The organism is Streptomyces lavendofoliae, from assembly GCF_014649735.1.
GTDB lineage: Bacteria > Actinomycetota > Actinomycetes > Streptomycetales > Streptomycetaceae > Streptomyces > Streptomyces lavendofoliae.
On the sequence record NZ_BMTP01000017.1, the window covers coordinates 112,153 to 135,689 of the forward strand.

The following is a 23,537-nucleotide window of genomic DNA, read 5'->3' on the forward strand; positions in this document are numbered from 1 at the left end:
CATGCCGCGCCGACAGAGACGGAGTCCCGAACATGACAGCTGCAGGCGCAATGCTCGCAGAGCCCGATCTGGCCGTATTCCGGTCCGTGATGGGCCGGTTTCCCACCGGTGTCACGCTGCTCACCCAGGGCAGCGCCGACGACACGGCCGTGATCACCCTCAATAGCCTCACCTCGGTGTCGCTCGACCCGCTGCTGATCCTCGTGTCGGTCAAGGCCGACGGCCGGATGCGCCCCCGGGTGGTGCGGGCGGGAAGCTTCGCGGTGAACGTGCTCACCGAGGCGCAGCGCGACCTCGCCCAGGAGTTCTGCCGCCCCGACCGGTCGGAGGGCCAGGCCGCGATGCTGCGGCTGGCCGCCGTCGAGGGGGTCACCGGCAACGCCGTGATCCCCTCCGCCGAGGCGTACTTCGAATGCGTGCTGGACACCCAGTACCAGGCCGGTGACCACACGCTGCTGCTCGGCCGGGTGGTGGCGCTGGCCGGCGGGCCGGGTGAGCCCGACCCGCTGGTGTTCCACCGGGGCCGCTTCACCCGGCTGCCGGAGGCGACCCGGGCGGAGGCCGCGTGAGCGCCGCGGCGGGGGCCCCGACCGGCGGGGAGGGCTCGCTGCGGGAGGTGGCGGACGGGGTGTACGCGTTCGTCCAGCCGGACGGCGGGTGGTGCCTGAACAACGCCGGGCTGGTCGTCGGTGAGGGCCGGACGGTCCTGGTCGACACCGCCGCGACCGAGGCGCGTGCCCGGCGGCTGCGCGCGGAGGTCGAGCGGGTGGCGCCGGGCGGGGCCGACTTCGTCGTCAACACCCACTTCCACGGCGACCACACCTTCGGCAACGGGCAGTTCACCCCGCGCGCCGTGGTGGTCGCCCACGAGGGGACGCGCGCCGACTCGGCGGAGGCGGGGCTGGGCCTGCGGCAGCTGTGGCCCGGCGTGGAGTGGGGCGAGACGCCCCTGGTGCTGCCCACGCTGACGTTCCGCGGCTCTCTCACCCTGTACGCGGGCGACCTGCGCACCGAGCTGCTGCACGTCGGGCCGGCGCACACGGCCAACGACGTGGTGGCGTGGGTGCCGGAGCGGTCGGTGCTGTTCACCGGGGACGTGGTCTGGTCGGGCGTCACGCCGTTCGTGCTCTTCGGCTCCATCGGCGGGTCGCTGCGGGCCCTGGACCGGATGCGCGCCCTGGGCGCCCGTACGGTCGTGCCGGGCCACGGGCCCGTGGGTGGGCCGGAGTTGCTGGACGAGACGGAGGACTACCTGCGCTGGCTCCAGTCGCTCGCGGAGGAGGGGGTGCGCGACGGGCTGACCCCGCTCCAGGCGGCGCACCGGGCCGACCTCGGGCGGTTCAAGGAGCTGGTCGACTCCGAGCGGCTGGTGGGGAACCTGCACCGGGCGTACGCCGAGCTGGACGGCCTGCCGCCGGGCGCGCGGATCGACGTGCTCACCTCGTTCCAGGAGATGGTCGCCTTCCACGGAGCGCTGCCCGCGTGCCACGCCTGACACACCCGAGAGGAGACGGACATGGTCACGAGCCTGTTGGAGCGCCGGGAGAGGACACCGTACGAGCCGGTCCCCGATGACGCCTTCCTGGTACCCCTGCTGTTGCTGGCGGGCGAGGCGGACGACGACGTGGAGCCGCACATCTGCCGGGGCATCGACTGACCGCCCGGTTCCATGGGAATGGGGCCCCTTCCCGGGGGCCCCATTCCCATGCGCGCGTTCAGGCGGCGGGCGGTGCCGCCGGGGTGTCGCGGTGGATGACGCGCGACCGGGTCAGGAGCCGGCCGTCGCGCCGGACGAGCTCGTCCTCGACGGTGAAGGTGGGCTGGAAGTTCACCTTGCCCTCGCGGTCGGTCTGGGTGACGAGGGTGTAGTACGACACGCGCAGCAGGTCGGCGTCCGCATCGTCGGTCTCGATGATCAGGTGGCCGAACCAGTGCCGTACGGCGATGTCCTGGTAGCGGGGCAGGCTGGCCCGCATGCCCGCGATCATCTCCGCCCGGCCGCGCTGCCGGTGGCCGCCCGCGTGCACCACCTCGCCGTCCTCGGTGAAGGTGTCGGCGAAGCCCTCGATGTCGAGCGCGTCGACCCGCCGCATCTGCCGCGCGTAGAAGGTCTGCACCTCGGCGTAGAGGTCACCGGTGACCTGGGTGGGCAGGGTCCCGACCGGCTGAGACATGGATACTCCCTTCGAGACGGCCGGCCCGGTGGCCGCGCCGATCGCTTCCAGCCTGCCGTTTCGCCCTGCAGCGGCGCTGGAGACCGGCTCGGAACCGTCCGCCCCGGCGTCCGGCCGGAGCCGTTCGCGGGTGGGCCGGGCACCGCCCGTCCGGCCGTCACGGGGGCGCGGGCCATCATGGGGGCGCGGCCCCGTTCAGCGGTACGACAGCGCCTCGGCCACCACGATCTGCGAGGGGTCGATCGCGGTCCGCCCGTCCTCGATGTCCCACAGCGTGTTCTGCAGCAGCCGGCCCAGGGTCCAGCCGGCCGCGCGCTCGCGGTCCAGGCCGAGTGCCTCGGTCAGCAGGTCGAAGCGGCGCCGCACCGCCCCGGCGACGTCGCCGGCGGTGGCGATCCGCTCCCAGCCGCTGTCCAGGGCCGGCCACAGGTCGAAGCCCGGGTCGCCGACGAGGGGTTCGGGGTCGATGGCCAGCCAGGGCTCGCGCCCGCCGGCCAGCACGTTCCCGTAGTGCAGATCCCAGTGCAGCATCCGGTCGCCGGGCTCGCCCACCAGCTCGGCGACGGCCGAGGCCCATCCGCGCAGCCGCCGCCGGTCGTCCGGGTCCGGCAGCGCGACCAGGGCCGCCGGCGCGGTCGCCAGCATGTCGCGGGCGATCCCGCCGAGGCCGCGCAGCCCCCCGGGGGCCGGGACGGAGTGCAGGCGGGCCAGCAGGCCGGCCAGCGTGCGCATGGCCGCGTCGTCGTCCTCGACGGACGCCAGGGTGCGGGAGCCGTCCAGGCGTTCCAGCAGCATGGCGCTGCTCCGGGGGTCGTGGTCGAGCAACCGCACGATGCCGTCGCCGTTCCACGCCCGCAGCCCGATCAGCGCGGCGGTCGTCTCCTCGCGGGGCCTCTGGAGCTTGAGCGCGGCCGGGGTGCCGTCCGCGCGCCGCACCGGCACCACCAGGGACGCCTCGCCGGAAGCGTCGGCGCCGTCCCGCTCCAGCCCCCACCGGGCGAGCAGCTCCCCGACCAGGGCGGGCAGCCGCGCCCGCCAGGCCCGTTCCCGCGCGTCACCGGTGGCCGTGGGGGTGTCCATCGGGCGTCCTCCGGTCGCCGTACGTCCAGGGGTCCGGGGGATGCGGGCCCGGAAAACGGCCAGGGGCCGTTCCAGATCGCTCTGAAACGGCCCCTGGCCGACGACTCTCACGAGTCGGGACGACAGGATTTGAACCTGCGACCCCTTGACCCCCAGTCAAGTGCGCTACCAAGCTGCGCCACGTCCCGGTGCCCGTCTGACCTGGGGTTTCCCCCTGGCCTGGCGTGCACGAGAACAATACCGCACTCCTGCCGGTGATCACGAACCGCTTTGCCGCTTGACCTCGAGCGCGCTTGACGTCGCACGATCGGTGGCATGACGAACACGGTTGAGAACGCCGCGAGGGGCCGCGCCCCCGGCGGTCCGCGGGACGACCTGCGGAAGGACCCGCGGAAGGACCCGCGGGACGACCTGCGGAAGGACCCGCGGGACGACCTGCGGGAGCTGCGCCGGCTGATGTCCCTGATGACCGGCGACGAGAAGCACGGGCCGGCCGCCACGTCCACGCTGGACGCGCTGTGGGTGCTGTACGACCGGGTGCTGCGGGTGTCGCCGGCCACCGCCGACGCGCCGGGGCGGGACAGGTTCCTGCTGTCGAAGGGGCACGGCCCGATGGCGTACTACGCCGTGCTGGCCGCCAAGGGGTTCCTGTCCGGGGACCTGCTGCCGGGCTTCGGGTCGTACGACTCGCCGCTGGGCCACCACCCGGACCGGCTGCTGGTGCCGGGGGCCGAGATCGGCAGCGGATCGCTGGGGCACGGGCTGCCGCTGGCGGTGGGCAGCGTGCTCGGGCTGCGGGCCCGGGGGCTCACCGACCCGCGGGTGTGGGTGCTGGTCGGGGACGCGGAGCTGGACGAGGGCAGCAACCACGAGGCGATCGCGTACGCGGGCCCGGCCGGACTGGAGCAGCTGCACACGCTGGTGATCGACAACGCGTCGGCGAGCTTCGCCCGGCCGGGCGGGATCGTCGCCCGGTTCGAGGCGGCCGGCTGGTCGGCACAGGCGGTCGACGGGCGGGACCACGAGGCGCTGTACGCCGCGTTCACCCGCCCCCACCCGGGACGTCCCAGGGCCGTGGTGGCCCGGGTCGAGCCCAAGAACGCGTAGGGGGAGAACACTCATGGACACGATGCGCGACCGTTTCATCGCGACGACGAGCCGGCTGCTGGACGAGGACCCGCGCCTGGCGCTCGTCCTCGCCGAGATCAGCCGCGACGGCTTCCGGCGGGCGGAGGAACGGCACCCGGGCCGCGTGATCAATGTCGGGATCAGGGAGCAGCTGCTCATCGGGGTGGGCGGCGGACTGGCTCTCGCGGGGATGCGGCCGGTGATGCACACCTTCGCGAGCTTCCTGGTGGAGCGCCCGTTCGAGCAGGTGAAGCTGGACCTCGGCCACCAGGGCGTCGGCGGCGTCCTGGTGAGCGCCGGAGCGTCCTACGACTGGCCGGCCGGCGGCTTCACCCACATGTCTCCCGGTGACGTGGCCCTGCTGGACACGCTGGACGGCTGGACGGTGCACGTCCCCGGGCACCCGGACGAGGCGGAGGCGCTGCTGCGGCACGCCGTCGCGGGGGACGACAAGGTGTACGTGCGGCTCTCGCTGCAGGCGAACGGGGAGGCGCGGGCCGTCACGGGCGACCGGTTCCTCACCGTCCGTGAGGGCCGGACGGGCGTGGTGGTGGCGGTGGGCCCCATGCTCGACAACGTCCTGGCGGCGACCGAGGGCCTGGACGTCACGGTCCTGTACGCCACGACGGTGCGCCCCTTCGACGGCGCGACCGTGCGGCACGCGGTCGCCGGCGCCGGCACGGCCGACGTGGTGCTCGTCGAGCCGTACCTCGCCGGCACCTCGACGGCAGCGGTGGCCGAGGCCCTCGTGGACCTCCCGCACCGGGTGCTCGGCCTGGGCGTGGCCCGGCGGGAGCTGCGCCGCTACGGCCGGGTGGACGAGCACCTGGCCGCGCACGGCCTCGACCCGCGCTCCCTGCGCGACCGCGTCGGCGCGTTCCTGCGCCGCTAGGGCCTTTCCGGGAATCCGGCTCATCGGAGCTTGTGGCAAGATCGCGGAATGCTACGACTAACCGACTTCATCATCGATTGCCCGGATACGATGAAGCTGGCGGCCTTCTACTCCGAGGTGACGGGGCTCCCGGTCAAGGAGGGCAGTAACGAGAACTGGGCCGGTATCCGGTTCGGCGAGATCGAACTGGCCTTCATCCAGGTGGAGGACTACCGCGCCCCGCGGTGGCCCGACAGCGAGCACCCCAAGCAGTTCCACCTCGACTTCGAAGTCGACGACATCGAGGCCGAACAGCGCCGCGTTCTGGCCCTCGGCGCGACCCTGCAGCGGGACTGCGTCGGCCCCAACGGCTACGGCTTCCGCGTCTACGCCGACCCCGTCGGCCACCCCTTCTGCCTCTGCCGCAACAAGGGTGTCGTCTGGACCGATCAGGGCCTCATCTGGCCCGAGCGCGACCAGTAGGCCGTGCTTCGGCCCTGGCCTCGCGACGTGGCCAGGACGCACGTCCGGGCTCGGTCGCGCCGCCAGGCGCCGGAACAGCGCGTGGACCGGGCCGGCCCCGGCGGAGCCCGACGGGCCGCGCCGGGGGCGGTCCCGTCCGCCGCCGCGGGCGGGGGTCGGCCGCCCGGCCGCGTACGCCATCGGGCGTGACCAGGCGCCGGCCGGGCGGCCCACCACCGGCGAGGGTCCCGGGCGCTTTGCCGGCCCCGCTCCGCCGGCCCCGCCCCGCCGGCCCGGTCGTCCCGCCCACCGCGCCCCGGTCGTGCCACCGTGCGGCCGGCCGGGGCGCGGCCGGTGTCACCAGCCGGTCACACCCGCCGGTTGCTTGACGGTGACGTTGATCCGGTTGAAGAAGTTGGTCGTGGCGACCCAGAGGATGATCGCCGCGAGCTGCCGCTCGTCGAAGTGGTCGGCGGCCTCGTCCCAGACGGCGTCCGGTACCGGGTCCGACGAGTCGGCGAGCCGGGTGGCCGCCTCGGCGAGCGCCAGCGCGGCGCGCTCGGCGTCGCTGAAGTAGGGGGCCTCGCGCCAGGCGGCCACCGTGTGCAGCTGCTCGTCGCTCACGCCGTTCTTCCTGGCCTCGCGCGCGCCGAGGTCCACGCAGAAACCGCAGCCGTTGATCTGGCTGGCCCTCAGGTGGACGAGCTCCAGGACGGTCTCCGGCACGCCTCCCTTCCTCACCGCCTTGATCAGGTCCTGGATGGCGGGCATGACCTCGGGAATGACGCGGGCCGGGTTGGTCATCCGAGCCTTCATGGGTGTTCTCCCTCGTTCCGTCGTGTGGTCCTTCACCTCTCCGACGGACCGGGGGCGCGGGAACGTGACATCGGACCGGCCCGGCACGGCAGTTGTGACGCGCCTCACCTCACCGGCGCTCGCCGGGGCGGGGCGGGTCGCCCGGCCGGAAGAAGTCCGCCAGGTCGGCGGCGAGGACCTCGGGGGCCTCCTCGGCGACGTGGTGCCCGGAATCGATGCCGTGGCCGCGGACGTCGTCGGCCCAGTCGCGCCAGATCTCCACCGGGTCGCCGTACAGCTCCTCGAGATCGTCCCGCAGTGACCAGAGGATCAGCGCGGGCCGGCTCACCCGCCTTCCGGCGGCCTTGTCGGCCTCCTCGTGGCGCGCGTCGACGGTGAGTCCGGCGCGGTAGTCCTCCAGCATGGCGCGGACCACCTCGGGGTTCCTGGTCGCCGCCCGCCACTCGTCGTGGTTCTCCCGGCCCATGGTCCGCGGGTCGCCCCGGTACCAGCTGTCCGGGTCCGCGGTGATGACGCGCTCCGGGATGTCGGGCTGGGCGAAGAAGAACCAGTGCCACCACCGGGTCGCGAACCGCGCGTCGGCGCGGGCCAGGTGCTCGGTGAGCGGGAGGCCGTCCAGGAAGGCCACGCGCAGCACGGGTTCGGGGTGGTCGAGCGTGAGGCGGAGGGCGACCGGGGCGCCGCGGTCGTGCCCGGCGAGGTGGAACCGGGTGTGGCCCAGGGCGCGCATCACCCGCACCATGTCGTGGGCGACCGCGCGTTTCGAGTGGGCGGCGTGGTCGGCGGTGGGTGCCGGGCCGCGCGAGCGGCCGTAGCCGCGCAGGTCGGGGCAGACGACGGTGAAGCCGCGCTCGACCAGGAGCGGGGCGACCCGGTGCCAGGTGGCGGACGTCCGGGGGTGTCCGTGCAGGAGGAGGACCGGGGGGCCGTCACCCCCGCGACGGACGAAGATCGACGCTTCTCCCGTATCGACAAACGTTTCTTCGAAATGTTCGAACATCGCTTCAGCATCCCCCGGCACGGCATTCGCGGGGAAGGCGCCGCGCGGCCGGACGGCGCGCGGCCCGGCAGAAGCCCGGCGCTCGTCGTCCGGCCGCACTCCCCGGCGTGCGCCATGACCCCCCGCGGCACGCGGGGCACACCGGCCGGTACACCGACGCGCCGCTCCGCCCGGCGCCACCGGGGCGGAGCGGCGCACACAGAGCCTCCGAGGGGCGCAGTTCCCGCTCACGTACGGAAGCTTTTCGGTCGACATCCACGCGGAATCGATCCGGCAGATGTGTACCGGTGAGGCACCTGTGCATTCATGAGGTCAGAGCCGGGACGCCGGAGCCATATGCGCACGAAACCGATGCCTTTGGCATGTGGCAGAAAGAAGCGCTGAGGGAATGCCCTTCGGATAGGACCGGACAGCGACCGACGCGGCGTACGGAGATCCCCCACACGCCGACCAGACGCCTTCCGGCCAGAGTTGACGACCGCATTGAAGCGTTCCTGAGTGATCAACACCATTGAGGTGGCCGGCCCGTTCCGGGCGGGACCACTGCCGATGCACCATCTGCTCGAACAACCGCGCGAGCAGGCGTTTCGCAGAGGAGGGCTCGCATGGACGGGTACTTCGCACAACGACTGCATCATCAACTCCGGGGCCGTGTCAGGCACTTCGCCGAGAGCGAGGTCCGGCCGCTGATACCGGCCATGGAAGCGGGGCGCTCGGTGCACCGCGAGCTGTCCCGGCTCATCGCCCGGCAGGGCTGGCTGGGCGCGACGATCAGCAGGGACCACGGCGGGATGGGCGCCGGCCACCTGGCCAAGACGATCATCATCGAGGAGTTGTCCCGGGTCAGCGCCGCCATGGGGGCCATGGTGCAGGCGTCCCAGCTCGGAGCCGCGAAGATCGTCCACTTCGGCAGCGACGAGCAGCGGAAGACCTGGTTGCCTGCCATCGCGGCGGGTGAATGCCTGCCGACCATAGCGGTCACCGAGCCCGAGTCGGGCGGCCATGTCCTGGGCATGAGCGCCACCGCCGTACGGGACGGCGACGACTATCTGTTGAACGGCCGGAAGGTGTACGTCGGCAACAGCCACATCGGCGACCTGCACGGCGTCGTCGTACGGACCGGACCGGGCTCCGGGGGGCTGACGGCCTTCCTGGTGGAGGCCGACCGGCCGGGCGTCCGGGTGGGTGACCAGAAACCCACCATGGGGCTGCACGGCTTCGGCTTCGGAGAGCTCGTCTTCGACAACTGCCGTGTCCCGGCGGCCAATCGGCTCGGTGACGAGGGCGACGGGCTGGCGGTCGCGTACTCCTCCAGCGTGCTCTACGGACGGCCCAACCTCACCGCCGTGTCGCTCGGCCTGCACCGGGCGATCCTGGAGGAGACCACGCGCTTCTGCGCGGAGCGGCACCGGTACGGCAACCCCCTGCACGAACTGCCGTCCGTGAAGCTCAAGCTGGGCCGTATCCAGTCCCGGCTGATGACCGCCCGGCTCACCGCCTACCACGCCGTGCACCTGCTCGACGAGGGGATGCCCTGCGACGCCGAGCTGATGAACGCCAAGCTCATCAACGTCGAGTCGGCGCTGGACTCGGCGCGCAACGCCATGGAGATCCACGCCGCGGCCGGGCTGTTCACGGACCGGCCCATCGAACGCTACCTGCGCGACGCCCACCACATCTTCGCCCCGGCCGGCACCTCCGACATCCAGCTGCTCCGGCTCGCCGAGGCCGCGCTGGGCACCGCGAAGGGGCAGTGGTCCGAGCGGCTCGCCGACGTCGTACGGATGGAACCGGCCCTCTAGCGGGCCCGCCGGCGCGCGTGACGCCCTCCGGAGGCGCGAGAGGCCCTCCCGGAGGGCGTCACGGGGCCCGTGGCACGGGACGTGTCATCGGGGTGCGTGGCGGCGTCCGTGGCACGGGACGTGTCACAGGCGGCCGTCCTCACGACGGTGGATCTGCTCCACCAGCTCGGCGTCGAGCGACTTGATGGTCTCCAGCCCCGGCCGTCCCCACGGCCGGGGCTCGGTGTCGACCACGCAGATCGTGCCGAGCGCCGTGCCCGTACGGTCGATGAGGGGCGCGCCCAGGTAGGAGCGGATGCCGATCTCGTCGACGACCGGGTTCCCGGCGAACCGCGGGTAGTCGCAGACGTCCTCCAGCACCAGCGCCTTGCGCCGTACCACCACGTGCGGGCAGTAGCCGTGGTCGCGGGCCATGTACCGGCTGACGCCGCCGCTCGCGGCGGCCGTGGCGCTGAGCCGCTCGGCCGAGTGGGTGCCGTTCGGGGTGTGCAGGCCGGCGAAGAACTGCTGGTTCTCGTCGATGAAGTTGACCATCGAGTAGGGCGCGCCGGTCACCTTGGCGAGCCTCGCGGCGAACGCGTCGAAGTCGGGGTCGGGGTGCTCCCCGATGCCGAGCTGCCGCAGCCGCCGCACGCGCAGCGGGGCCTCCCGGTCGACGGGGGTGAGGAGCAGGTGGCCGGTGGGGTCATAGGTCATGTCGGTGCTCCGTGGCTCGGCGCCGGGGCCGGGGCCGGGTAGGTGTCCAGCAGGTGCTGGACAAGGGTGACCAGGGTCTGGATCCCGGAGCTAACGATCCGGGCGTCGCACAGCACGACCGGCACCTCCGGCTTGAGGTCGATCGCCGCCCGTACCTCCTCCGGCTCGTAGTGGTAGGAGCCGTCGAACCGGTTGACGGCGACCAGGAAGCGGATGCCGCGCCGTTCGAAGAAGTCCACCGCCGAGAAGGACGCCTGGAGGCGCCGGGTGTCGGCGAGGACCACCGCTCCGAGGGCGCCCTCGGACAGTTCGTCCCACATGAACCAGAAGCGTTCCTGGCCGGGCGTGCCGAAGAGGTAGAGCACATGCCGGTCGTCGAGGCCGATGCGGCCGAAGTCCATGGCGACGGTCGTGGTGGTCTTGTGTTCCACGCCCTCGAGACTGTCGGTCGCGGCACTCACCGTGGTGAGCAGTTCCTCCGTGCTCAGTGGTTCGATCTCGCTGACCGCTCCCACGAAGGTCGTCTTGCCGACCCCGAAGCCGCCCGCGATGAGGATCTTCAGGGCGGTGGGGAAAGCGTCCTGGTCCGCGGCCCGGTCCGCGGGCCGGTCCACGGCTCGGTCCACCGCTCGGTCCACAGGTCGGTCCTCAGAGCCGTCGTCGTAGGCCATCGAGCACTGCCTCCAGCAAGGAACGGTCGGTGGGGGTGTCGTGGAAGCGGGGCGCCCGCGCGGTCAGCGCCCCGCAGTCCACGAGGTCCGAGAGCAGCACTTTGGTGACCACGGCGGGCAACCGTAAGTGCGCCGCGACTTCGGCCACCGAGGTCGGCCCGTCGCACAGCCCCAGCGCCAGGGCGTGCTCGGGGCCGAGGTGCGTCTGGGGCACCGACCCGGTGGCCATCACCAGCGAGAGCAGGTCCAGCGCCGCCGTCGGGCGGGTCCGGCCGCCGCTCACCGTGTACGGGCGGACCAGCCGGCCCGCCGCGTCGTCGAGCCACGGCCCGTCCTGTCGGCGCGCCACGGGTCAGCGTCCCGGGCCGCCCGGCGCCGCCGCCGCTTGTCTGGCCGGCGTGACCAGATAGGGCCGGACGCTCTTGACCAGCATCGTCATCTCGTACCCGAGGACCGCGGCGTCCGTCTCCCGCCCGGCGAGCACCGCCAGGCAGGTGCCGGAGCCGGCGGTGGAGACGAACAGGAGGGTGGTCTCGAGTTCGACGACCACCTGGCGGACCTCGCCGTCGTCGCCGAAGCGGCTGCCGGCGCTGCGGCCCAGGGAGTACAGCCCGGACGCCAGGGCCGCCATGTGGTCGGCGCTGTCCGGGTCGAGCCCGTGCACCGATTTCACCAGCCCGTCCGAGGAGAGCAGAACCGCGCTGCGGGTGTGGGGCACCCGCTGGACCAGGCCGCCGAGCAGCCAGTCGAGATCCGAGGAATGGCCGGTCGGCACATCGCTCGCCATTGCATCTACTCCTTGTGCGCTTCGTCGTGTCGGTGCGGTTCCGGATGGCCCGGGTGTTCGGGACGGTGTCCGTCCCGGGACACCGAGGGCATGGACTCGGCCAGGCCGATGCCGCGCCGGAAGGCCGCCATCAGGCCCGGGTCGTGCAGGGCGTCGTCGTCGTTCCGGCGCGGGGCGGGCGCGTCCCTCAGCTGCGGTACCAGGTGCTCCTGCGCCCGGCGCCTGGGCAGTTGGGGGCGGTCCGGGGCGCCGGGCGGCGCCGCCGCGGGGTTCGGCCGCCCGGACCGTTCTCCGCGTACGGGCAGGGGCGCGCCGCCGCCGTGCTGGTGGGGGATCGTCGGCGGGGCGGTGGCCGCGTGGACCGGCTTGCGGTGCACGGGCTCGGGAGGGGTGACCTCGCCGGGCGGGTGCGGCGGGGGAACGGCGTGACGTCCCGGCCCGTGCGCTCCCTCGGGTGCCGGCCGCGGCCGCTGTTCGGGTGCCGGCTCGGGTGTCTCCCGGGGGAGCGGAGCCTGTCCCGCCTGCAGCGCGGCCTGCCGTTCGGCGGGCGACAGCCCGTCGGGGTCGGCGCCGAGCAGTCCTTGGGGAAGAACCAGCACGGCCTGCACGCCGCCGTAGATGTTGGACTGGAGGCGTACGGCGATGCCGTGCCTGCGGGCGAGCGCCGACACGACGAACAGCCCGATCCGGCCGTCCTGGAGCAGGTGCGCCACGTTGACCTGGTCGGGGTCGGTGAGCAGGGCGTTCATCCTGCTCTGCTCGGCCACCGACATCCCCAGGCCCCGGTCCTCCACCTCGACGGCCAGCCCGGCCGTCACGTACTGCGCCCGCAGCATCACCGGGGTGTGCGGCGCGGAGAAGAGCGTGGCGTTCTCGACCAGCTCGGCGAGGAGGTGGATGACGTCGGCCACCGCGTGGCCGCGCAGGGTGCCGTCGATCGGCGGCACCAGCTTGACCCTCGGGTAGTGCTCGACCTCCGCGATGGCGGAGCGGAGCACCTCCGTCATGGTGACCGGGTTGGACCACTGGCGGCGGGAGATGGCCCCGCCGAGGACGGCGAGGTTCTCGGCGTGCCGGCGGATGCGGGTGGCCAGGTGGTCGATGTGGAACAGGCCCTTGAGCAGTTCCGGGTCCTCGACCTCGTTCTCCAGCTCGTCGAGGAGCTGGATCTCGCGGTGCACCAGGGACTGGAGGCGCCGGGCGAGGTTGACGAAGACCTCGACCTTCTGTTCGTTGCCGACGCTGCTCGACAGCCGGGACGCCTGGACCACGGTCGTCACGGCGACCTCGTGGGCGCGCGTCAGTTCCTGCGCCAGCTGGTCGAACTCGTCACCGCCGGCGGGCGGCAGCGGAGCGCCCTGGCGGGCGGGCGGCCGTTCCCCGCGGCGCAGTTGCTCGACCAGGGCCCGCAGTTCGTTCTGCCCGTGCGCGCTGCGCCGCCGCAGGGTGTCGCAGCGGTCCCGTACGGCCGTGGCCGCGCGGTTGGCACCCAGCAGGGCCGCGGCGACGGCGGCGACGGCGAGCGCCGCGGACGCGGTGAGCGCGGCCCACAGCGCGGGGGACGGGGCGGCTCCGGTGGAGCGGACCGTGAAGAGCACGGCCGCCGCACCGCCGAGGGCCACCACGACGGGCGGCAGCACGGCGACGCGCTGGAGTTGGGGGCGTATGCGGATTTCCGGCGAGGAGGAGGACGTACGTGACCTGCCGGTGTACGACAGGGAACGGGCGCCTGGCCGGCCGTGCCGCCCGCCTTCACGGCGGTCCGGCCGCGCGGCGGGTGCGCGTAGTTGAGACATCAGCGTCCTTGGTACGTGGGGCCCCAGGAACAGGATTCGGCGTACTGAACGGGCGTTCGGGCTCGATGTCGCGGCGGGGGCGCCCTGCGCCACATGAGCCCGCCGTTGATCACCGGCAACACACAGTAGTCGTCATAACGTACTGAGCGATGCTCAGTTGACAAACTTGCCCGCCAGGCGTCCCGCTCTGGTATGAGGGCTCGCACGGCCGCCCGATAACGCGACGGCGGCTCCCGCGCGGATACGCCGCGTTCCCGGGCAGCACCGTCTCCCGGTCAGGCCCCGCCCAGGCGCAGCCCGGGCCCCGCCCCGGGGCGCGCGAGGACGCGGCGGCGCGCTCCGGCGGCCGGGGCGGGGCGTCAGAAGCCGGGCCGGGTCACCGCTCGCCGGCGAGGTCCAGGTCGCCCCGGACGCCGGGAGCGGGTCCGGCGGCCTCGGGGCGGCGCCACGGACGCGCGATGGGCCGCGAGACCGCCCGCCACCAGGGGCCGCCCGGGACCGTCCCGGCGGGCTCGAAGGGCTGCCCCGGCACGGGGAGCGCCACCTTCTGCCCGGCCTCCCCCGCCGCGTCCCTGGTCCACTCCCCCGGCTCCGCCCACGCGTGCGGGGCGAGGTTGAAGGTGCCCCAGTGGATGGGCAGCAGCACGCCGTGCGGCGTGGAGCCCTGAAGGTCGAGGTGGGCTCGCAGACCTTCGGCCGGGGTCATGTGGATGTCGGGCCAGTACGCGCTGTACGCGCCGATCTGGATCATGGTCGCGTCGAACGGCCCGTGCTCGGCGCCGATGTCGCGGAAACCCTCGAAGTAGCCGGTGTCGCCGCTGTGGTAGACGCGGTGCTCGGGGCCCGCGACGACCCAGGACGCCCACAGGGTGTGCTGCTGGTTGCGCAGCCCCCGGCCGCAGAAGTGGCGGGCCGGGGTGGCGGTCAGCCGCAGGTCGCCGATCCGCGTCGCCTCGTTCCAGTCCAGCTCCCGCAGCCGGGACGCCGGCACGCCCCAGTGCTCCAGGTGCGCGCCGACGCCGAGCGGTACGGCGAAGAGGGTGTCCGTGGCGGCCAGGGCGCGGATGGTCGGGAGGTCGAGGTGGTCGTAGTGGTCGTGGGAGATGACGACGACGTCGACCGGCCCGAGGGCGGCGAGCGACAGCGGGACGGGGTGCAGCCGCTTGGGGCCGGCGAAGGAGAACGGGGAGCAGCGCTCGCCCCACACCGGGTCGAAGAGGACGCGGTGGCCGTCGATCTCCACCAGCACGCTGGAGTGCCCGATCCAGGTCAGCCGCAGGCCGGTGGCCGGCGGGCGGGCGAGGTCGGCGACGGTGGTGGGGTGCACGGGGATGGGGCCGGACGGGGCCCGGCGCGCCCGTGACTCCTTCTCGAAGTAGGTCTTCGCGAACTCCATCGAGGAGCCGGACGGCCTGTGCTCGGTCCCCACGGGATTGCGGAACGCGCCGTCGGCGAAGTTCGGCGAGCGGCGGATCCGCTCCATCCGCTCTCCGGTGGCGTCCGCGCCGAAGTCGGCGGGCCGCAGGGAGCGCAAGCGGGAGCGGAGCTGGTGCGGTACGCCGGTGCTGCTCACGGGTCCTCCAGGGGTGAGGGTCCCTCCATTATGGGCGGGGGGTGTGACAGCGCCGGACCGGGGCCGTGACGACGGCCCTCCGGCACGGGGCCGAAGGGGAAACGGCGCGGGACGCGGCGCGGAGACCACACGGGGCCCCACGGGAGGCGGGCGCGGGAGGCGGCGCCGGGATCGGTACGGCGGGGTCCGGTACGGCGGTCGGCGCCGGGGCGGCCCGGTGTGCGGCGGGGGCGGTGCGGAACGGGTGCCCGGCGCCGGCCCGACGGCCTAGGGTGGCGGCGTGGGCAGAGTGCGGTTGAGCGTGGCCGAGCGGCGGGAGGAACTCCTGCGGGCCGCGGTCGAGCAGATCGAGGCGCGGGGCGTGGCGGCGGTGCGGATCGCCGACGTGGCGTCCGCCCTGGGCGTGAGCAACGCGCTGGTGCTGTACCACTTCTCGACCAAGGAGAGGCTCGTCGCGGCCGCCTTCGCGCACGCCGCCGAGGGCGACCTCGCGCACCTGCGGCGGCTGCTGGGCCGCCGGACGACGGCGGTCCGCCGACTGCGGGCGGCCGTGCACTGGTACGCCCCGACGGGCCGGGCCAAGGGGTGGCGCCTGTGGATCGAGAGCTGGGCGGCGGCCCTGCGCGAGCCCGCGCTGCGGGACGTCGCCCAGGACCTCGACCGCCGGTGGAAGGCCGCGCTGACCGAGGTCATCGCGGAGGGGACGGCGGCGGGCGAGTTCCGCTGCGAGGACCCGGTCGCGGCGGCCTGGCGGCTGACGGCGTTCCTGGACGGCCTCGCCGTCCAGATGACCGCGTACGCCGCGCCCTTCAACCGCGCCGCCATGCTGGCCTGGGCGGACGAGGCCCTCGCCCGGGAGATCGGCCTCGCGGGCCCGCCCGCCGGCCGGGACACCCCCGCCGGCCCGGACACCCCCGCCGGTCCGGGCACGTCCCCCGCCGGCCCGGACACCCCCGCCGGTCCGGGCACGTCCCGCGCCTGACCGCGGCGCCGCCCGGCTACAGCGGCAGCAGGTCCGGGCGCTTGGCCGAGACGTGGTCGCCGGAGGACTCACCGCGCAGCCGGCGGCCGATCCACGGGACGAGGTACTCGCGGGCCCAGTGGATGTCGTCGCGGCGCACCTCGAGGGTGCCGCGCGGCGGCAGCGGCGGCCAGGGCTGGTCGGGGTCCGCGGGGACGTCGACGCCCAGGACCTGCCCGGCCCGCAGCGCGACGCGCGTGTGGCCCTCGGGCGACAGGTGCAGCCGGTCGTGGTCCCAGGCGCGCATGTCCTGCACGGTCCTGAGGGACCACAGGTCCAGCACCGGGCAGCCGTACCGGTCGGCGATCGCGCGCACATGACCGTTGTACGTGGCGATCTTGCCGCGCAGCCGGCGGAGCACGGGCATCGCCCGGGTGTCGAACCCGGTCGTCACCAGGACCGTGCCGACGACGGACGTCAGGTCGGCCACGGCGCGCTCGAAGCGCTCGGCCACGTCGTCCGGGTCGCTGCCGGGGCGGATGATGTCGTTGCCGCCCGCGCAGAAGGTCACCAGGTCGGGGGCGAGTTCCTTGGCCCGCGGGACCTGCTCCGCCACGATCTGGTCGAGGAGCCGCCCGCGTACGGCGAGGTTGGCGTACCGGAACTCCTCGGGGTCCGGGAGCCGGTCGGCGAGCAGCACCGCGAGGCGGTCCGCCCAGCCGACGAACCCCCCGTCGGGGCCCGGGTCTCCGACGCCCTCGGTGAAGCTGTCACCGATCGCCGCGTACGACCCGAATACGTCACTGCCTCTGAATGTCGAATCGTCTGCCACGGAAGCACATCTTTCACCCGGCGATGTGACCTACGCGACCGTAAGAGGGGTTGACGAGGGGTGATCTTTGCCACCGGTCAAGATTCCCCCAAGCCGGAATACACCTCCGCCCGGCACCGGGGCACGGTGCCGGGCGGAGCGCTCACGCGCGAGGGCGTCAGATAGAGACGCCGTGCTGGCGGAGGTAGGCCAGCGGGTCGATGTCCGAGCCGTAGCCGGGGCTCGTCCGGATCTCGAAGTGCAGGTGCGGGCCGGTGGAGTTGCCGGTGGAGCCGGACAGGCCGATCTGCTGGCCACCGCTCACGGTCTGGCCCGAGGAGACGGACAGCGAGGAGAGGTGGGCGTACTGCGAGTAGTTGCCGTCGGCGTGCTGGATGACGACCTCGTTGCCGTACGCGCCGCTCCAGCCGGCCGACACGACGGTGCCCGGGCCGACGGCCTTGACGGTGGTGCCGGAGGAGGCGGAGAAGTCCACGCCCGTGTGGTAGCCGGAGGACCAGCTGGAGCCGGAGGCCCGGTACGGGGTGGTGACGCCGGCGTCGACCGGGGCGGTGAAGCCCGAGCCGGTGGTCCGCGGGGCGGCCTCGGCCGGGGCGGCGGTCTTCGCGGCGGAGCGGGTGGCGCGGCTCTCGGCGCGGGCCTCTTCGGCCTTCGCGGCGGCCGGGGCGGCCTTCTTCGGAGCGGCCGTGGACTTGGCGCCGAGGGTGAGCTTCATGCCCGGGAGGATCAGCGAGGGGTCCTCGCCGATGACCTGGCGGTTGTCCTGGTAGAGCTTCTGCCAGCCGCCCTTGACGTTCTTGTTCTTCGCGATCTTGGAGAGGTGATCGCCCGCGACGACCGTGTACGTGCGCGGCGCGGCCTTCTGCGGGGCGGCGGCCGGGACGGCGGTGTGCGCGGCGGTGACGGCCTGCTGCGGCGCGGCGGCCGGGGCGGCGGCGTGGGCGCCGGTGGCGCCGAGCAGCGGGAGGGCGATGGCGGCGCCACCCGTTCCGGCGGCGACGAAACCACGCGTGATGGCGGTGGACTTGGGACGGCGGTGCTTACCCTTCGCGGGCATGGCTGTTTCCTCTCCGGCGCCTGCGAGGTGAGCTGTCGGGTTCGGACTGGAGTTGCCCGGCCGCGTCGTGACGCGACTTCACCCCGAGCCGTCCCGGAATTCCGGGACGGCGACTTACCTGGGTCCCCCGCTCCTGCCACGCGTGAGTGGGTGCGAATTCCGACCGGTGGCAGGATTCGGCGGTCCGGTCGGATTGCCGTGACCGTAAGCGAACCGGGTCGGCGTGAACAAGCCGCTGCTTTCCCGTCGCCATTCCCGATGCCCTGATGGCATCCGAATTCCGGTCACCCTCCGTGGATTAGGGATCATGAATTCCCGTTCTGCGCGCGGAATTGACGCGGCGTCCGCCGCCACGGACGGTCACGGTTATGACGCTGCTCACGTGACCCCGCGACACCTCCCGCCCCACGCGTGCAGGTTATCCCTAAAGTGCCAATTCGGACAGAATGCTCATTCCTTGACGAGACCTGACGAGTACCCTCAATAGCTTCTGAAGAGAGCCATCCAGCTTTCCGGCTTTACGGATTTATCGGACGCACATGTACACAGCAGTCGCAAAGGGTCTTAATCCCCCACGGGGGCTCGCAAGATCACAAGCGCCACGACCGCCTCGTACACCCCTCCCCCACCGGCCTGATCAGAGGTACGGCCGGCGCCCGCGGCCCGCCCCGCCGTGCGCCCGGCCTCCGGGAAGGGCAACGCATGTGCGAGGCGCACGGAGATTGATTGCGCGGAGAACCAATGTCGTATCGTCGGACCGCGACATCGTCGGCGGCCGACGCCGACCGCAGACACGGAGGAGCCCCCGTGACGCAGCAGCTGCCGCAGGTCCCGTCGATCGAGCCCGAGCTGACCGGAGTGCGCAACTTCCGTGACGTCGGTGGGCTTCCGACGGTGGACGGCCGGCGGGTGCGCCACGGCAGGCTGTACCGCAGCGGCCACCTCGCGCACGCGACGGGCGAGGACGCGGCCTTCCTGGCGGGTCTGGGCCTGCACACGATCTTCGACTTCCGCAACGCCGCCGACCAGCGACTGGAGGGCCCGGACGTCGAGCTGCCCGGCGTGCGGAACGTCAACATCCCGCTCTCCGACCCGGCCGACGGCGCGGAGTTCTGGACCATGGTCCGCGACGGCGACCTCGACCAGCTGCGGGCGATCCTCGACGACGGCAAGGCGGCGGCCCGGATGACGGCCTCGTACCGCATGATCATCAAGGAGCGCACCGCCGAGCACAGCCGGGTGCTGCACGCCCTGGCGGAGGACAGCGTCCCGGCCCTGATGCACTGCGCGGCCGGCAAGGACAGGGCGGGCCTGTCCATAGCGGTGTCCCTGCTGGCGGTCGGCGTCGAGCGGGAGGCGATCGAGGAGGACTACCTGAAGTCCAACGATCCGCGCCGCCGCTACAAGGTGCGCCGCAGCGACAGCTCCCCCGCCGGTATGTCGCCCGAGGTCATGGAGCTGCTCAGCCCGCTCTTCGAGGCGCGCATCGACTACCTGGCGGCGGCGTTCTCGACGATCGAGGAGACCTGGGGTTCGACCGAGCGCTACCTGACCGAGGGGCTGAAGCTCGGCCCCGAGACCCGCGAGCGCCTGCGCGCGCGCCTGCTCGACGAGAACTGACCCGGCCCGCCCGCCGGGCCTACTCGGCCCCGAGCGCGAACAGCAGGTAGAGGAAGGCCGCGAAGAGGTGGCCGGCCACCAGGTAGGCGAAGAGCCGGACGACGAGTCCCCTGGGGAACTTCCCTTCGTAGGACATGCGATCTCTCCGATCGGGGTCAGCGCCGGTGGGCGCCCGCACCGAGGCACAGGTCGGCCGCGGCGCTCTGCATGAGGGTGTGGACGAACAGCAGCTCCGCCCCGCCGCGGGTGGCCGCGGCGATGCGGTGCGGGGTCAGCGAGTCGAAGTGCGCGCTGTCCCCGGGGTCGAGGACGTGGACGGCCTCCCCGAGAGCCAGGCGCACCCGGCCGTCGAGGACGTACAGCCACTCCTCGCCCGGGTGGACCCGCACCAGGTCGCTCCGCGTGGCGTACGGCACCTGCACGCGCAGCGCCTGCATCGCCCGCCCGGGGCCGCCGGCCTGGCGGTAGACCCAGCCGTCCGCCTCGGCGGGCTCGGCCAGACCGCCGCGCACGACGGGGTCGCGCTCCGGGGTCACCTCGCCCAGCAGCTCGGAGACGGTCGTACCGTAGATACGGGCCAGCCCGAGCAGCATGGGCAGCGAGGGCTGGCGGCGACCGGTCTCCAACCGTGACAGATGGGCCGGGGAGAGCCCGGCCCGCTGCGCGGCGGCCTCCAGGGTGAGGCCGCGGCGCCGCCGCAGGGCGCGCAGCTGCGGCGCGACGTCCGGCAACGCCGCGGCGGGCTCGCCCTCGGGCTCGGGGCCGGCGGCCCCGGAACCGGACGGCGTCTCGGCGGGAGTGCTCATGCGCTCATTGCGCCACGCCCTTTCCTCCGGGGCAAATTTCTTACCCCTGAGGCAAAGTCACCGGTTGCCGACCGCCTGTTTCACCAAGGTCCGGCCGAAGTCCCAGATCAGACCGCCGCCGCTGTGGGCCTCGTCCATCACCGCCGTGAACGCCGCCACGAAGCGGTCCACCTCCCGCTCCCCGATGATCAGCGGCGGGATCAGCTTGATGACCTCCAGCCGGTCGCCGGAGACCTGGGTGAGGATGCGGTGCCGTTGCAGCAGCGGGACCACGACCATCTGCGCGAAGAGGCCCTTGCGGGCCGCCTGGAGCATGGCCCACCGGCTGCGCAGGCCCAGGGACGACGGGCGGCCGAACTCGATGCCGATCATCAGGCCGCGGCCGCGCACCTCGCGCAGCATCTCGTAGCGGTCGACGAGCCCGGTGAGCCGTGTCTTCAGCAGCTCGCCCGTCGTCCGGGCGTTCGCCACGACCTCCTCGTCCTCCAGCGCCGACAGGACGGCGAGCCCGGCCGCCATCGCCTGCGCGTTCGCCCCGAAGCTGGCGGAGTGGACGAGCACCCGGTCCATCGCCGAGTACACCTTCTTGAAGATCCAGTCCTTCCCCAGGGTGGCGCCCACCGGCACGTAGCCGCCCGAGAGCGCCTTGGCCACGCACACCAGGTCCGGCTCGACGCCGTCCTCGTGCTGGTGGGCGTAGAAGGCGCCGGTCCTGCCGAGGCCGGTCTGGACCTCGTCGGCGATCAGCAGCGCCTTGTGCTTGTGCAGCAGCTCCTGTGCGGCGCGCAGGAACCCCGGCGGGCTCTCGTGGACGCCTTTGCCCTGGATCGGCTCGACGATGAGAGCGGCCACGTCGCCCCGCCCCAGTTCCCGCTCCAGCGCCGCCAGGTCGCCCAGGCCGATCGCGGTGTCGGGCAGCAGCGGGTCGAAGCCGTCGCGGAAGCAGCTCTCCCCGTTGACCGAGAGGGAGCCGGTGGTCAGGCCGTGGAAGGCGTGCGAGCAGTACAGGACGCGCGGCCTGCCGGTGGCGTACCGGGCGAACTTCAGCGCGGTCTCCACCGCCTCGGTGCCGCTGTTGGAGAAGAAGACCCGGTCCAGGTGCGGCGAGTACGCCAGCAGTTTCTCGGCGAGCAGTCCGGGAAGGGGCGGGCAGTCGAAGCGGGTGAGGTCGGCGAGCTCCGCGTCGAGCACGTCGTGCAGGGCCTTGCGCACGACGGGGTGGTGCCGGCCCAGGCCCATGACGCCGAAGCCGGCGAGCATGTCGAGGTAGTCGTTGCCGTCGGCGTCCCGGAAGTAGGCCCCTTCGGCGCTCTCGTAGACCTTGTCGAAGCCGATCGTGCGGAGCATCCGCGGCAGTTGCGGGTTGAGGTGGCGGGCGTGCAGCTCGTAGCCCTCGCCGCCCCGCTCGGCGAGCAGTGCCGACAGATCGAACTTCTTGCTCATGCGTCGCTCTCCTCGCCTGCCAGCGCTGCGCTGATCCGTCCCGCGATCTCCACCGGGGTGAGCCCGATGTCGGCCAGCACCTCGCCGCGCTTGGCGTGAGCCAGGAACTGCTCGGGCACGCCGAAGGTCCGCAGCGGTACGTCGGTCCCGGCGTCCCGCAGCGCCTGCCCGACGGCCCAGCCGACGCCGCCGTTGCGGCTGTTGTCCTCGACGACGGCGACGAGCCGGTGGTCGTCGGCCAGCGGGACGAGCCGCTCGTCGACGGGCTTGACCCAGCGCGGGTCGACGACGGTGCAGCCGATGCCGCGCTCCGCGAGCAGGCCGGCCACCCCGAGGCAGACGGACGCCATGACGCCGACGGCGACGAGCAGCACCTCGGGGGTGCCGTCCGCCCGGTGCAGGACGTCCATGCCGCCGATCCGCCCGACGGCCGGTACGCGGGGCCCCACCGGCTCCTTGGGGAAACGCAGCACGGTCGGCGCGTCCCGGACGTCGACCGCCTCACGCAGCTGGGCGCGCAGCTGGTCGGCGTCGCGGGGCGCGGCGATCCGCAGGCCGGGGACGGCCTGGAGGAGGGACAGGTCCCACACGCCGTTGTGGGAGGGGCCGTCCACGCCGGTGACGCCCGCCCGGTCGAGGACGAAGGTGACCCCGCACCGGTGCAGGGCCACGTCCATCAGCACCTGGTCGAAGGCGCGGTTGAGGAACGTGGCGTAGACGGCCACCACGGGGTGGAGGCCGCCGGTCGCGAGCCCGGCCGCGCAGACGGCGGCGTGCTGCTCGGCGATGCCGACGTCCCACACCCGGTCGGGGAACCGCTCGGCGAACCCGGTCAGCCCGACCGGGTGCAGCATCGCGGCGGTGAGGGCGACGACGTCCGGGCGCTCGGCCCCGATCCGCACCATCGCCTCGCCGAACACGGACGTCCAGGACGGGCCGGCCGGTGGCGCGAGCGGCGCGCAGGTCAGCGGGTCCATGGCGCCGACCGCGTGGAACCGGTCGGCCTCGTCCTCCAGGGCGGGCCCGTAGCCGCGGCCCTTCTGGGTCAGGCAGTGGACGAGAACCGGCCCGTGGAAACGTTTCGCGCGGCGCAGCGCCGCCTCGACGGCCGCGATGTCGTGGCCGTCGACGGGGCCGACGTACTTCAGTCCGAGGTCCTCGAACATGCCCTGGGGCGCGATGAAGTCCTTGAAGCCCTTCTTGGCGCCGTGCAGCGACCCGTACAGCGGCGGTCCGATGACGGGCGTGTGCTGGAGGACCTCCTTGCCCCAGGCGAGGAAGCGCTCGTAGCCGTCGGTGGTGCGGAGGGTGGAGAGGTGCCAGGCGAGGCCGCCGATCGTGGGCGCGTAGGAGCGTTCGTTGTCGTTGACGACGATGATGAGGGGGCGGTCCTTGGCGGCGGCGATGTTGTTCAGCGCCTCCCACGCCATGCCGCCGGTCAGCGCGCCGTCGCCGGTGACGGCGACCACGTGTTCGTCGCCGCCGCGCAGGTCGCGGGCCTTGGCCAGGCCGTCGGCCCAGCCCAGCGCGGTGGAGGCGTGGGAGTTCTCGACGACGTCGTGCCCGGACTCCTCACGCGAGGGGTAGCCGGACAGGCCGCCCTTGCCGCGGAGCTTGGAGAAGTCCTGCCGGCCGGTGAGCAGTTTGTGGACGTAGCTCTGGTGGCCGGTGTCCCACAGGATGCGGTCGGCGGGCGAGTCGAAGACGCGGTGCAGGGCGATGGTGAGTTCCACGACGCCCAGGTTGGGGCCGAGGTGGCCGCCGGTCCGGGCGACGGCGTGGATCAGGAACTCCCGGATCTCGTCGGCCAGCCGGCCGAGCTGTGCGCCGTCAAGCGCCTTGAGGTCGCGCGGTCCCCGGATGATTTCGAGAATCGTCACGCTCGGGCCCCTCTCTGCTACGGGTCAGCTGACGGTGACGGCGGGCTCTCCGGACATCACGCCGTCCTTCTCCATCTGCTCC

At 73.2% G+C, this 23,537-nt stretch carries 25 protein-coding genes, 1 tRNA gene and 1 riboswitch; of the genes, 9 read left to right on the plus strand and 17 right to left on the minus strand.

The window, feature by feature from the left end:
- The first annotated feature begins 32 nt into the window (after positions 1–32).
- The 3 genes from IE109_RS27365 to IE109_RS27375 are packed head-to-tail and all read left to right on the plus strand — an operon-like array spanning position 33 to position 1,657.
- On the plus strand, positions 33–569 hold the full coding sequence (locus IE109_RS27365; protein ID WP_189554032.1) for a flavin reductase family protein: 537 nt from the start codon (positions 33–35) through the stop codon (positions 567–569).
- Positions 566–1,495: an MBL fold metallo-hydrolase gene (locus IE109_RS27370; protein WP_229891602.1), complete on the plus strand. Its 930-nt coding sequence runs from the start codon at positions 566–568 to the stop codon at positions 1,493–1,495. The genes IE109_RS27365 and IE109_RS27370 overlap by 4 nt, the downstream gene beginning before the upstream one ends.
- A 21-nt stretch (positions 1,496–1,516) precedes the next feature.
- A complete protein-coding gene (locus IE109_RS27375; RefSeq protein WP_189554060.1) occupies positions 1,517–1,657 on the plus strand; it encodes a hypothetical protein in 141 nt (46 codons plus the stop codon).
- A gap of 58 nt (positions 1,658–1,715) precedes the next feature.
- Here IE109_RS27375 and IE109_RS27380 read toward each other — a convergent pair whose 3' ends face one another.
- From IE109_RS27380 to IE109_RS27390, 3 genes are all read right to left on the minus strand, one after another.
- Positions 1,716–2,174: a nuclear transport factor 2 family protein gene (locus tag IE109_RS27380; protein WP_189554033.1), complete on the minus strand. Its 459-nt coding sequence runs from the start codon at positions 2,172–2,174 to the stop codon at positions 1,716–1,718.
- Between the two features lie 195 nt (positions 2,175–2,369).
- Positions 2,370–3,254, minus strand: a complete 885-nt coding sequence (locus tag IE109_RS27385) for an aminoglycoside phosphotransferase family protein (protein WP_189554034.1) — start codon at positions 3,252–3,254, stop codon at positions 2,370–2,372.
- 114 nt (positions 3,255–3,368) lie between these two features.
- Positions 3,369–3,442: transfer RNA gene (locus IE109_RS27390), tRNA-Pro, on the minus strand.
- Between the two features lie 268 nt (positions 3,443–3,710).
- On the opposite strand from IE109_RS27390, the gene IE109_RS27395 reads away from it, so the two are divergent.
- The 3 genes from IE109_RS27395 to IE109_RS27405 are packed head-to-tail and all read left to right on the plus strand — an operon-like array spanning position 3,711 to position 5,736.
- Entirely contained in the window at positions 3,711–4,361 is a 651-nt protein-coding gene (locus IE109_RS27395; protein WP_229891608.1) for a thiamine pyrophosphate-binding protein, read from the plus strand.
- Positions 4,362–4,374: 13 nt separating this feature from the next.
- Complete coding sequence (locus tag IE109_RS27400; protein ID WP_189554036.1) at positions 4,375–5,274, plus strand: transketolase family protein; 900 nt, start codon at positions 4,375–4,377, stop codon at positions 5,272–5,274.
- A 48-nt stretch (positions 5,275–5,322) separates the two neighbouring features.
- The gene (locus tag IE109_RS27405) at positions 5,323–5,736 is read left to right on the plus strand and encodes a VOC family protein (RefSeq protein ID WP_189554037.1); all 414 of its coding nucleotides are present in this window, start codon (positions 5,323–5,325) and stop codon (positions 5,734–5,736) included.
- 336 nt (positions 5,737–6,072) lie between these two features.
- Here IE109_RS27405 and IE109_RS27410 read toward each other — a convergent pair whose 3' ends face one another.
- Together IE109_RS27410 and IE109_RS27415 are read right to left on the minus strand one after the other, a co-directional pair.
- A complete protein-coding gene (locus IE109_RS27410; RefSeq protein WP_189554038.1) occupies positions 6,073–6,531 on the minus strand; it encodes a carboxymuconolactone decarboxylase family protein in 459 nt (152 codons plus the stop codon).
- Positions 6,532–6,640: 109 nt separating this feature from the next.
- Positions 6,641–7,531: an alpha/beta fold hydrolase gene (locus tag IE109_RS27415; protein ID WP_189554039.1), complete on the minus strand. Its 891-nt coding sequence runs from the start codon at positions 7,529–7,531 to the stop codon at positions 6,641–6,643.
- Between the two features lie 605 nt (positions 7,532–8,136).
- Between IE109_RS27415 and IE109_RS27420 the strand changes: the two genes are divergently transcribed.
- Positions 8,137–9,333, plus strand: coding sequence for an acyl-CoA dehydrogenase family protein (locus IE109_RS27420; RefSeq protein WP_189554040.1), 1,197 nt, complete (start codon positions 8,137–8,139; stop codon positions 9,331–9,333).
- A gap of 123 nt (positions 9,334–9,456) precedes the next feature.
- Here IE109_RS27420 and IE109_RS27425 read toward each other — a convergent pair whose 3' ends face one another.
- The 6 genes from IE109_RS27425 to IE109_RS27450 all read right to left on the minus strand — a co-directional run bounded on the left by IE109_RS27425 (position 9,457) and on the right by IE109_RS27450 (position 14,856).
- On the minus strand, positions 9,457–10,029 hold the full coding sequence (locus IE109_RS27425) for a GAF domain-containing protein (RefSeq protein ID WP_189554041.1): 573 nt from the start codon (positions 10,027–10,029) through the stop codon (positions 9,457–9,459).
- Complete coding sequence (locus tag IE109_RS27430) at positions 10,026–10,700, minus strand: GTP-binding protein (RefSeq protein WP_189554042.1); 675 nt, start codon at positions 10,698–10,700, stop codon at positions 10,026–10,028. The genes IE109_RS27425 and IE109_RS27430 overlap by 4 nt, the downstream gene beginning before the upstream one ends.
- Positions 10,678–11,049: a DUF742 domain-containing protein gene (locus IE109_RS27435; RefSeq protein ID WP_189554043.1), complete on the minus strand. Its 372-nt coding sequence runs from the start codon at positions 11,047–11,049 to the stop codon at positions 10,678–10,680. The genes IE109_RS27430 and IE109_RS27435 overlap by 23 nt, the downstream gene beginning before the upstream one ends.
- Before the next feature lie 3 nt (positions 11,050–11,052).
- Positions 11,053–11,487, minus strand: a complete 435-nt coding sequence (locus IE109_RS27440; RefSeq protein WP_189554044.1) for a roadblock/LC7 domain-containing protein — start codon at positions 11,485–11,487, stop codon at positions 11,053–11,055.
- 5 nt (positions 11,488–11,492) lie between these two features.
- Positions 11,493–13,283: an ATP-binding protein gene (locus tag IE109_RS27445; protein ID WP_189554045.1), complete on the minus strand. Its 1,791-nt coding sequence runs from the start codon at positions 13,281–13,283 to the stop codon at positions 11,493–11,495.
- Between the two features lie 376 nt (positions 13,284–13,659).
- On the minus strand, positions 13,660–14,856 hold the full coding sequence (locus IE109_RS27450) for an MBL fold metallo-hydrolase (RefSeq protein WP_229891603.1): 1,197 nt from the start codon (positions 14,854–14,856) through the stop codon (positions 13,660–13,662).
- Positions 14,857–15,136: 280 nt separating this feature from the next.
- On the opposite strand from IE109_RS27450, the gene IE109_RS27455 reads away from it, so the two are divergent.
- Positions 15,137–15,838 carry a TetR/AcrR family transcriptional regulator gene (locus IE109_RS27455; RefSeq protein ID WP_189554046.1) on the plus strand — a complete coding sequence of 234 codons (702 nt, stop codon included), beginning with the start codon at positions 15,137–15,139 and terminating at the stop codon, positions 15,836–15,838.
- A gap of 16 nt (positions 15,839–15,854) precedes the next feature.
- On the opposite strand, the gene IE109_RS27460 is transcribed toward IE109_RS27455, so the two are convergent.
- Together IE109_RS27460 and IE109_RS27465 are read right to left on the minus strand one after the other, a co-directional pair.
- A complete protein-coding gene (locus IE109_RS27460; protein WP_189554047.1) occupies positions 15,855–16,649 on the minus strand; it encodes an SGNH/GDSL hydrolase family protein in 795 nt (264 codons plus the stop codon).
- Positions 16,650–16,806: 157 nt separating this feature from the next.
- Positions 16,807–17,706 (minus strand): M23 family metallopeptidase, encoded by a 900-nt coding sequence (locus IE109_RS27465; protein WP_189554048.1) that lies wholly within the window; start codon positions 17,704–17,706, stop codon positions 16,807–16,809.
- A 2-nt stretch (positions 17,707–17,708) separates the two neighbouring features.
- Positions 17,709–17,869, minus strand: a riboswitch (cyclic di-AMP (ydaO/yuaA leader).
- Positions 17,870–18,513: 644 nt separating this feature from the next.
- On the opposite strand from IE109_RS27465, the gene IE109_RS27470 reads away from it, so the two are divergent.
- Positions 18,514–19,326: a tyrosine-protein phosphatase gene (locus IE109_RS27470; RefSeq protein ID WP_189554049.1), complete on the plus strand. Its 813-nt coding sequence runs from the start codon at positions 18,514–18,516 to the stop codon at positions 19,324–19,326.
- Between the two features lie 19 nt (positions 19,327–19,345).
- Here IE109_RS27470 and IE109_RS33385 read toward each other — a convergent pair whose 3' ends face one another.
- From IE109_RS33385 to dxs, 4 genes are read right to left on the minus strand one after another with little or no spacing between them, the layout of a single operon-like run.
- On the minus strand, positions 19,346–19,462 hold the full coding sequence (locus IE109_RS33385; protein WP_229891604.1) for a DUF6126 family protein: 117 nt from the start codon (positions 19,460–19,462) through the stop codon (positions 19,346–19,348).
- A gap of 19 nt (positions 19,463–19,481) precedes the next feature.
- Positions 19,482–20,132, minus strand: a complete 651-nt coding sequence (locus IE109_RS27475; RefSeq protein WP_189554050.1) for an XRE family transcriptional regulator — start codon at positions 20,130–20,132, stop codon at positions 19,482–19,484.
- Between the two features lie 57 nt (positions 20,133–20,189).
- Positions 20,190–21,575 carry an aspartate aminotransferase family protein gene (locus IE109_RS27480; RefSeq protein ID WP_189554051.1) on the minus strand — a complete coding sequence of 462 codons (1,386 nt, stop codon included), beginning with the start codon at positions 21,573–21,575 and terminating at the stop codon, positions 20,190–20,192.
- Entirely contained in the window at positions 21,572–23,455 is a 1,884-nt protein-coding gene (gene dxs / locus IE109_RS27485; protein WP_189554052.1) for a 1-deoxy-D-xylulose-5-phosphate synthase, read from the minus strand. Before dxs ends, IE109_RS27480 begins: the two co-directional genes overlap by 4 nt.
- Between the last annotated feature and the right edge of the window lie 82 nt (positions 23,456–23,537).

What these genes read in the sequence shown, in the direction of transcription:
- IE109_RS27440 (WP_189554044.1), bottom strand. Translation starts at nt 11,487, where the DNA reads ATGGCGAGCGATGTGCCGACCGGCCATTCCTCGGATCTCGACTGGCTG.
- IE109_RS27395 (WP_229891608.1), top strand. Translation starts at nt 3,711, where the DNA reads ATGTCCCTGATGACCGGCGACGAGAAGCACGGGCCGGCCGCCACGTCC.
- IE109_RS27400 (WP_189554036.1), top strand. Translation starts at nt 4,375, where the DNA reads ATGGACACGATGCGCGACCGTTTCATCGCGACGACGAGCCGGCTGCTG.
- IE109_RS27475 (WP_189554050.1), bottom strand. Translation starts at nt 20,132, where the DNA reads ATGAGCACTCCCGCCGAGACGCCGTCCGGTTCCGGGGCCGCCGGCCCC.
- IE109_RS27410 (WP_189554038.1), bottom strand. Translation starts at nt 6,531, where the DNA reads ATGAAGGCTCGGATGACCAACCCGGCCCGCGTCATTCCCGAGGTCATG.
- IE109_RS27365 (WP_189554032.1), top strand. Translation starts at nt 33, where the DNA reads ATGACAGCTGCAGGCGCAATGCTCGCAGAGCCCGATCTGGCCGTATTC.
- IE109_RS33385 (WP_229891604.1), bottom strand. Translation starts at nt 19,462, where the DNA reads ATGTCCTACGAAGGGAAGTTCCCCAGGGGACTCGTCGTCCGGCTCTTC.
- IE109_RS27430 (WP_189554042.1), bottom strand. Translation starts at nt 10,700, where the DNA reads ATGGCCTACGACGACGGCTCTGAGGACCGACCTGTGGACCGAGCGGTG.
- IE109_RS27405 (WP_189554037.1), top strand. Translation starts at nt 5,323, where the DNA reads ATGCTACGACTAACCGACTTCATCATCGATTGCCCGGATACGATGAAG.
- IE109_RS27380 (WP_189554033.1), bottom strand. Translation starts at nt 2,174, where the DNA reads ATGTCTCAGCCGGTCGGGACCCTGCCCACCCAGGTCACCGGTGACCTC.
- IE109_RS27385 (WP_189554034.1), bottom strand. Translation starts at nt 3,254, where the DNA reads ATGGACACCCCCACGGCCACCGGTGACGCGCGGGAACGGGCCTGGCGG.
- IE109_RS27465 (WP_189554048.1), bottom strand. Translation starts at nt 17,706, where the DNA reads ATGCCCGCGAAGGGTAAGCACCGCCGTCCCAAGTCCACCGCCATCACG.
- IE109_RS27445 (WP_189554045.1), bottom strand. Translation starts at nt 13,283, where the DNA reads ATGTCTCAACTACGCGCACCCGCCGCGCGGCCGGACCGCCGTGAAGGC.
- IE109_RS27425 (WP_189554041.1), bottom strand. Translation starts at nt 10,029, where the DNA reads ATGACCTATGACCCCACCGGCCACCTGCTCCTCACCCCCGTCGACCGG.
- IE109_RS27415 (WP_189554039.1), bottom strand. Translation starts at nt 7,531, where the DNA reads ATGTTCGAACATTTCGAAGAAACGTTTGTCGATACGGGAGAAGCGTCG.
- IE109_RS27420 (WP_189554040.1), top strand. Translation starts at nt 8,137, where the DNA reads ATGGACGGGTACTTCGCACAACGACTGCATCATCAACTCCGGGGCCGT.
- IE109_RS27375 (WP_189554060.1), top strand. Translation starts at nt 1,517, where the DNA reads ATGGTCACGAGCCTGTTGGAGCGCCGGGAGAGGACACCGTACGAGCCG.
- IE109_RS27480 (WP_189554051.1), bottom strand. Translation starts at nt 21,575, where the DNA reads ATGAGCAAGAAGTTCGATCTGTCGGCACTGCTCGCCGAGCGGGGCGGC.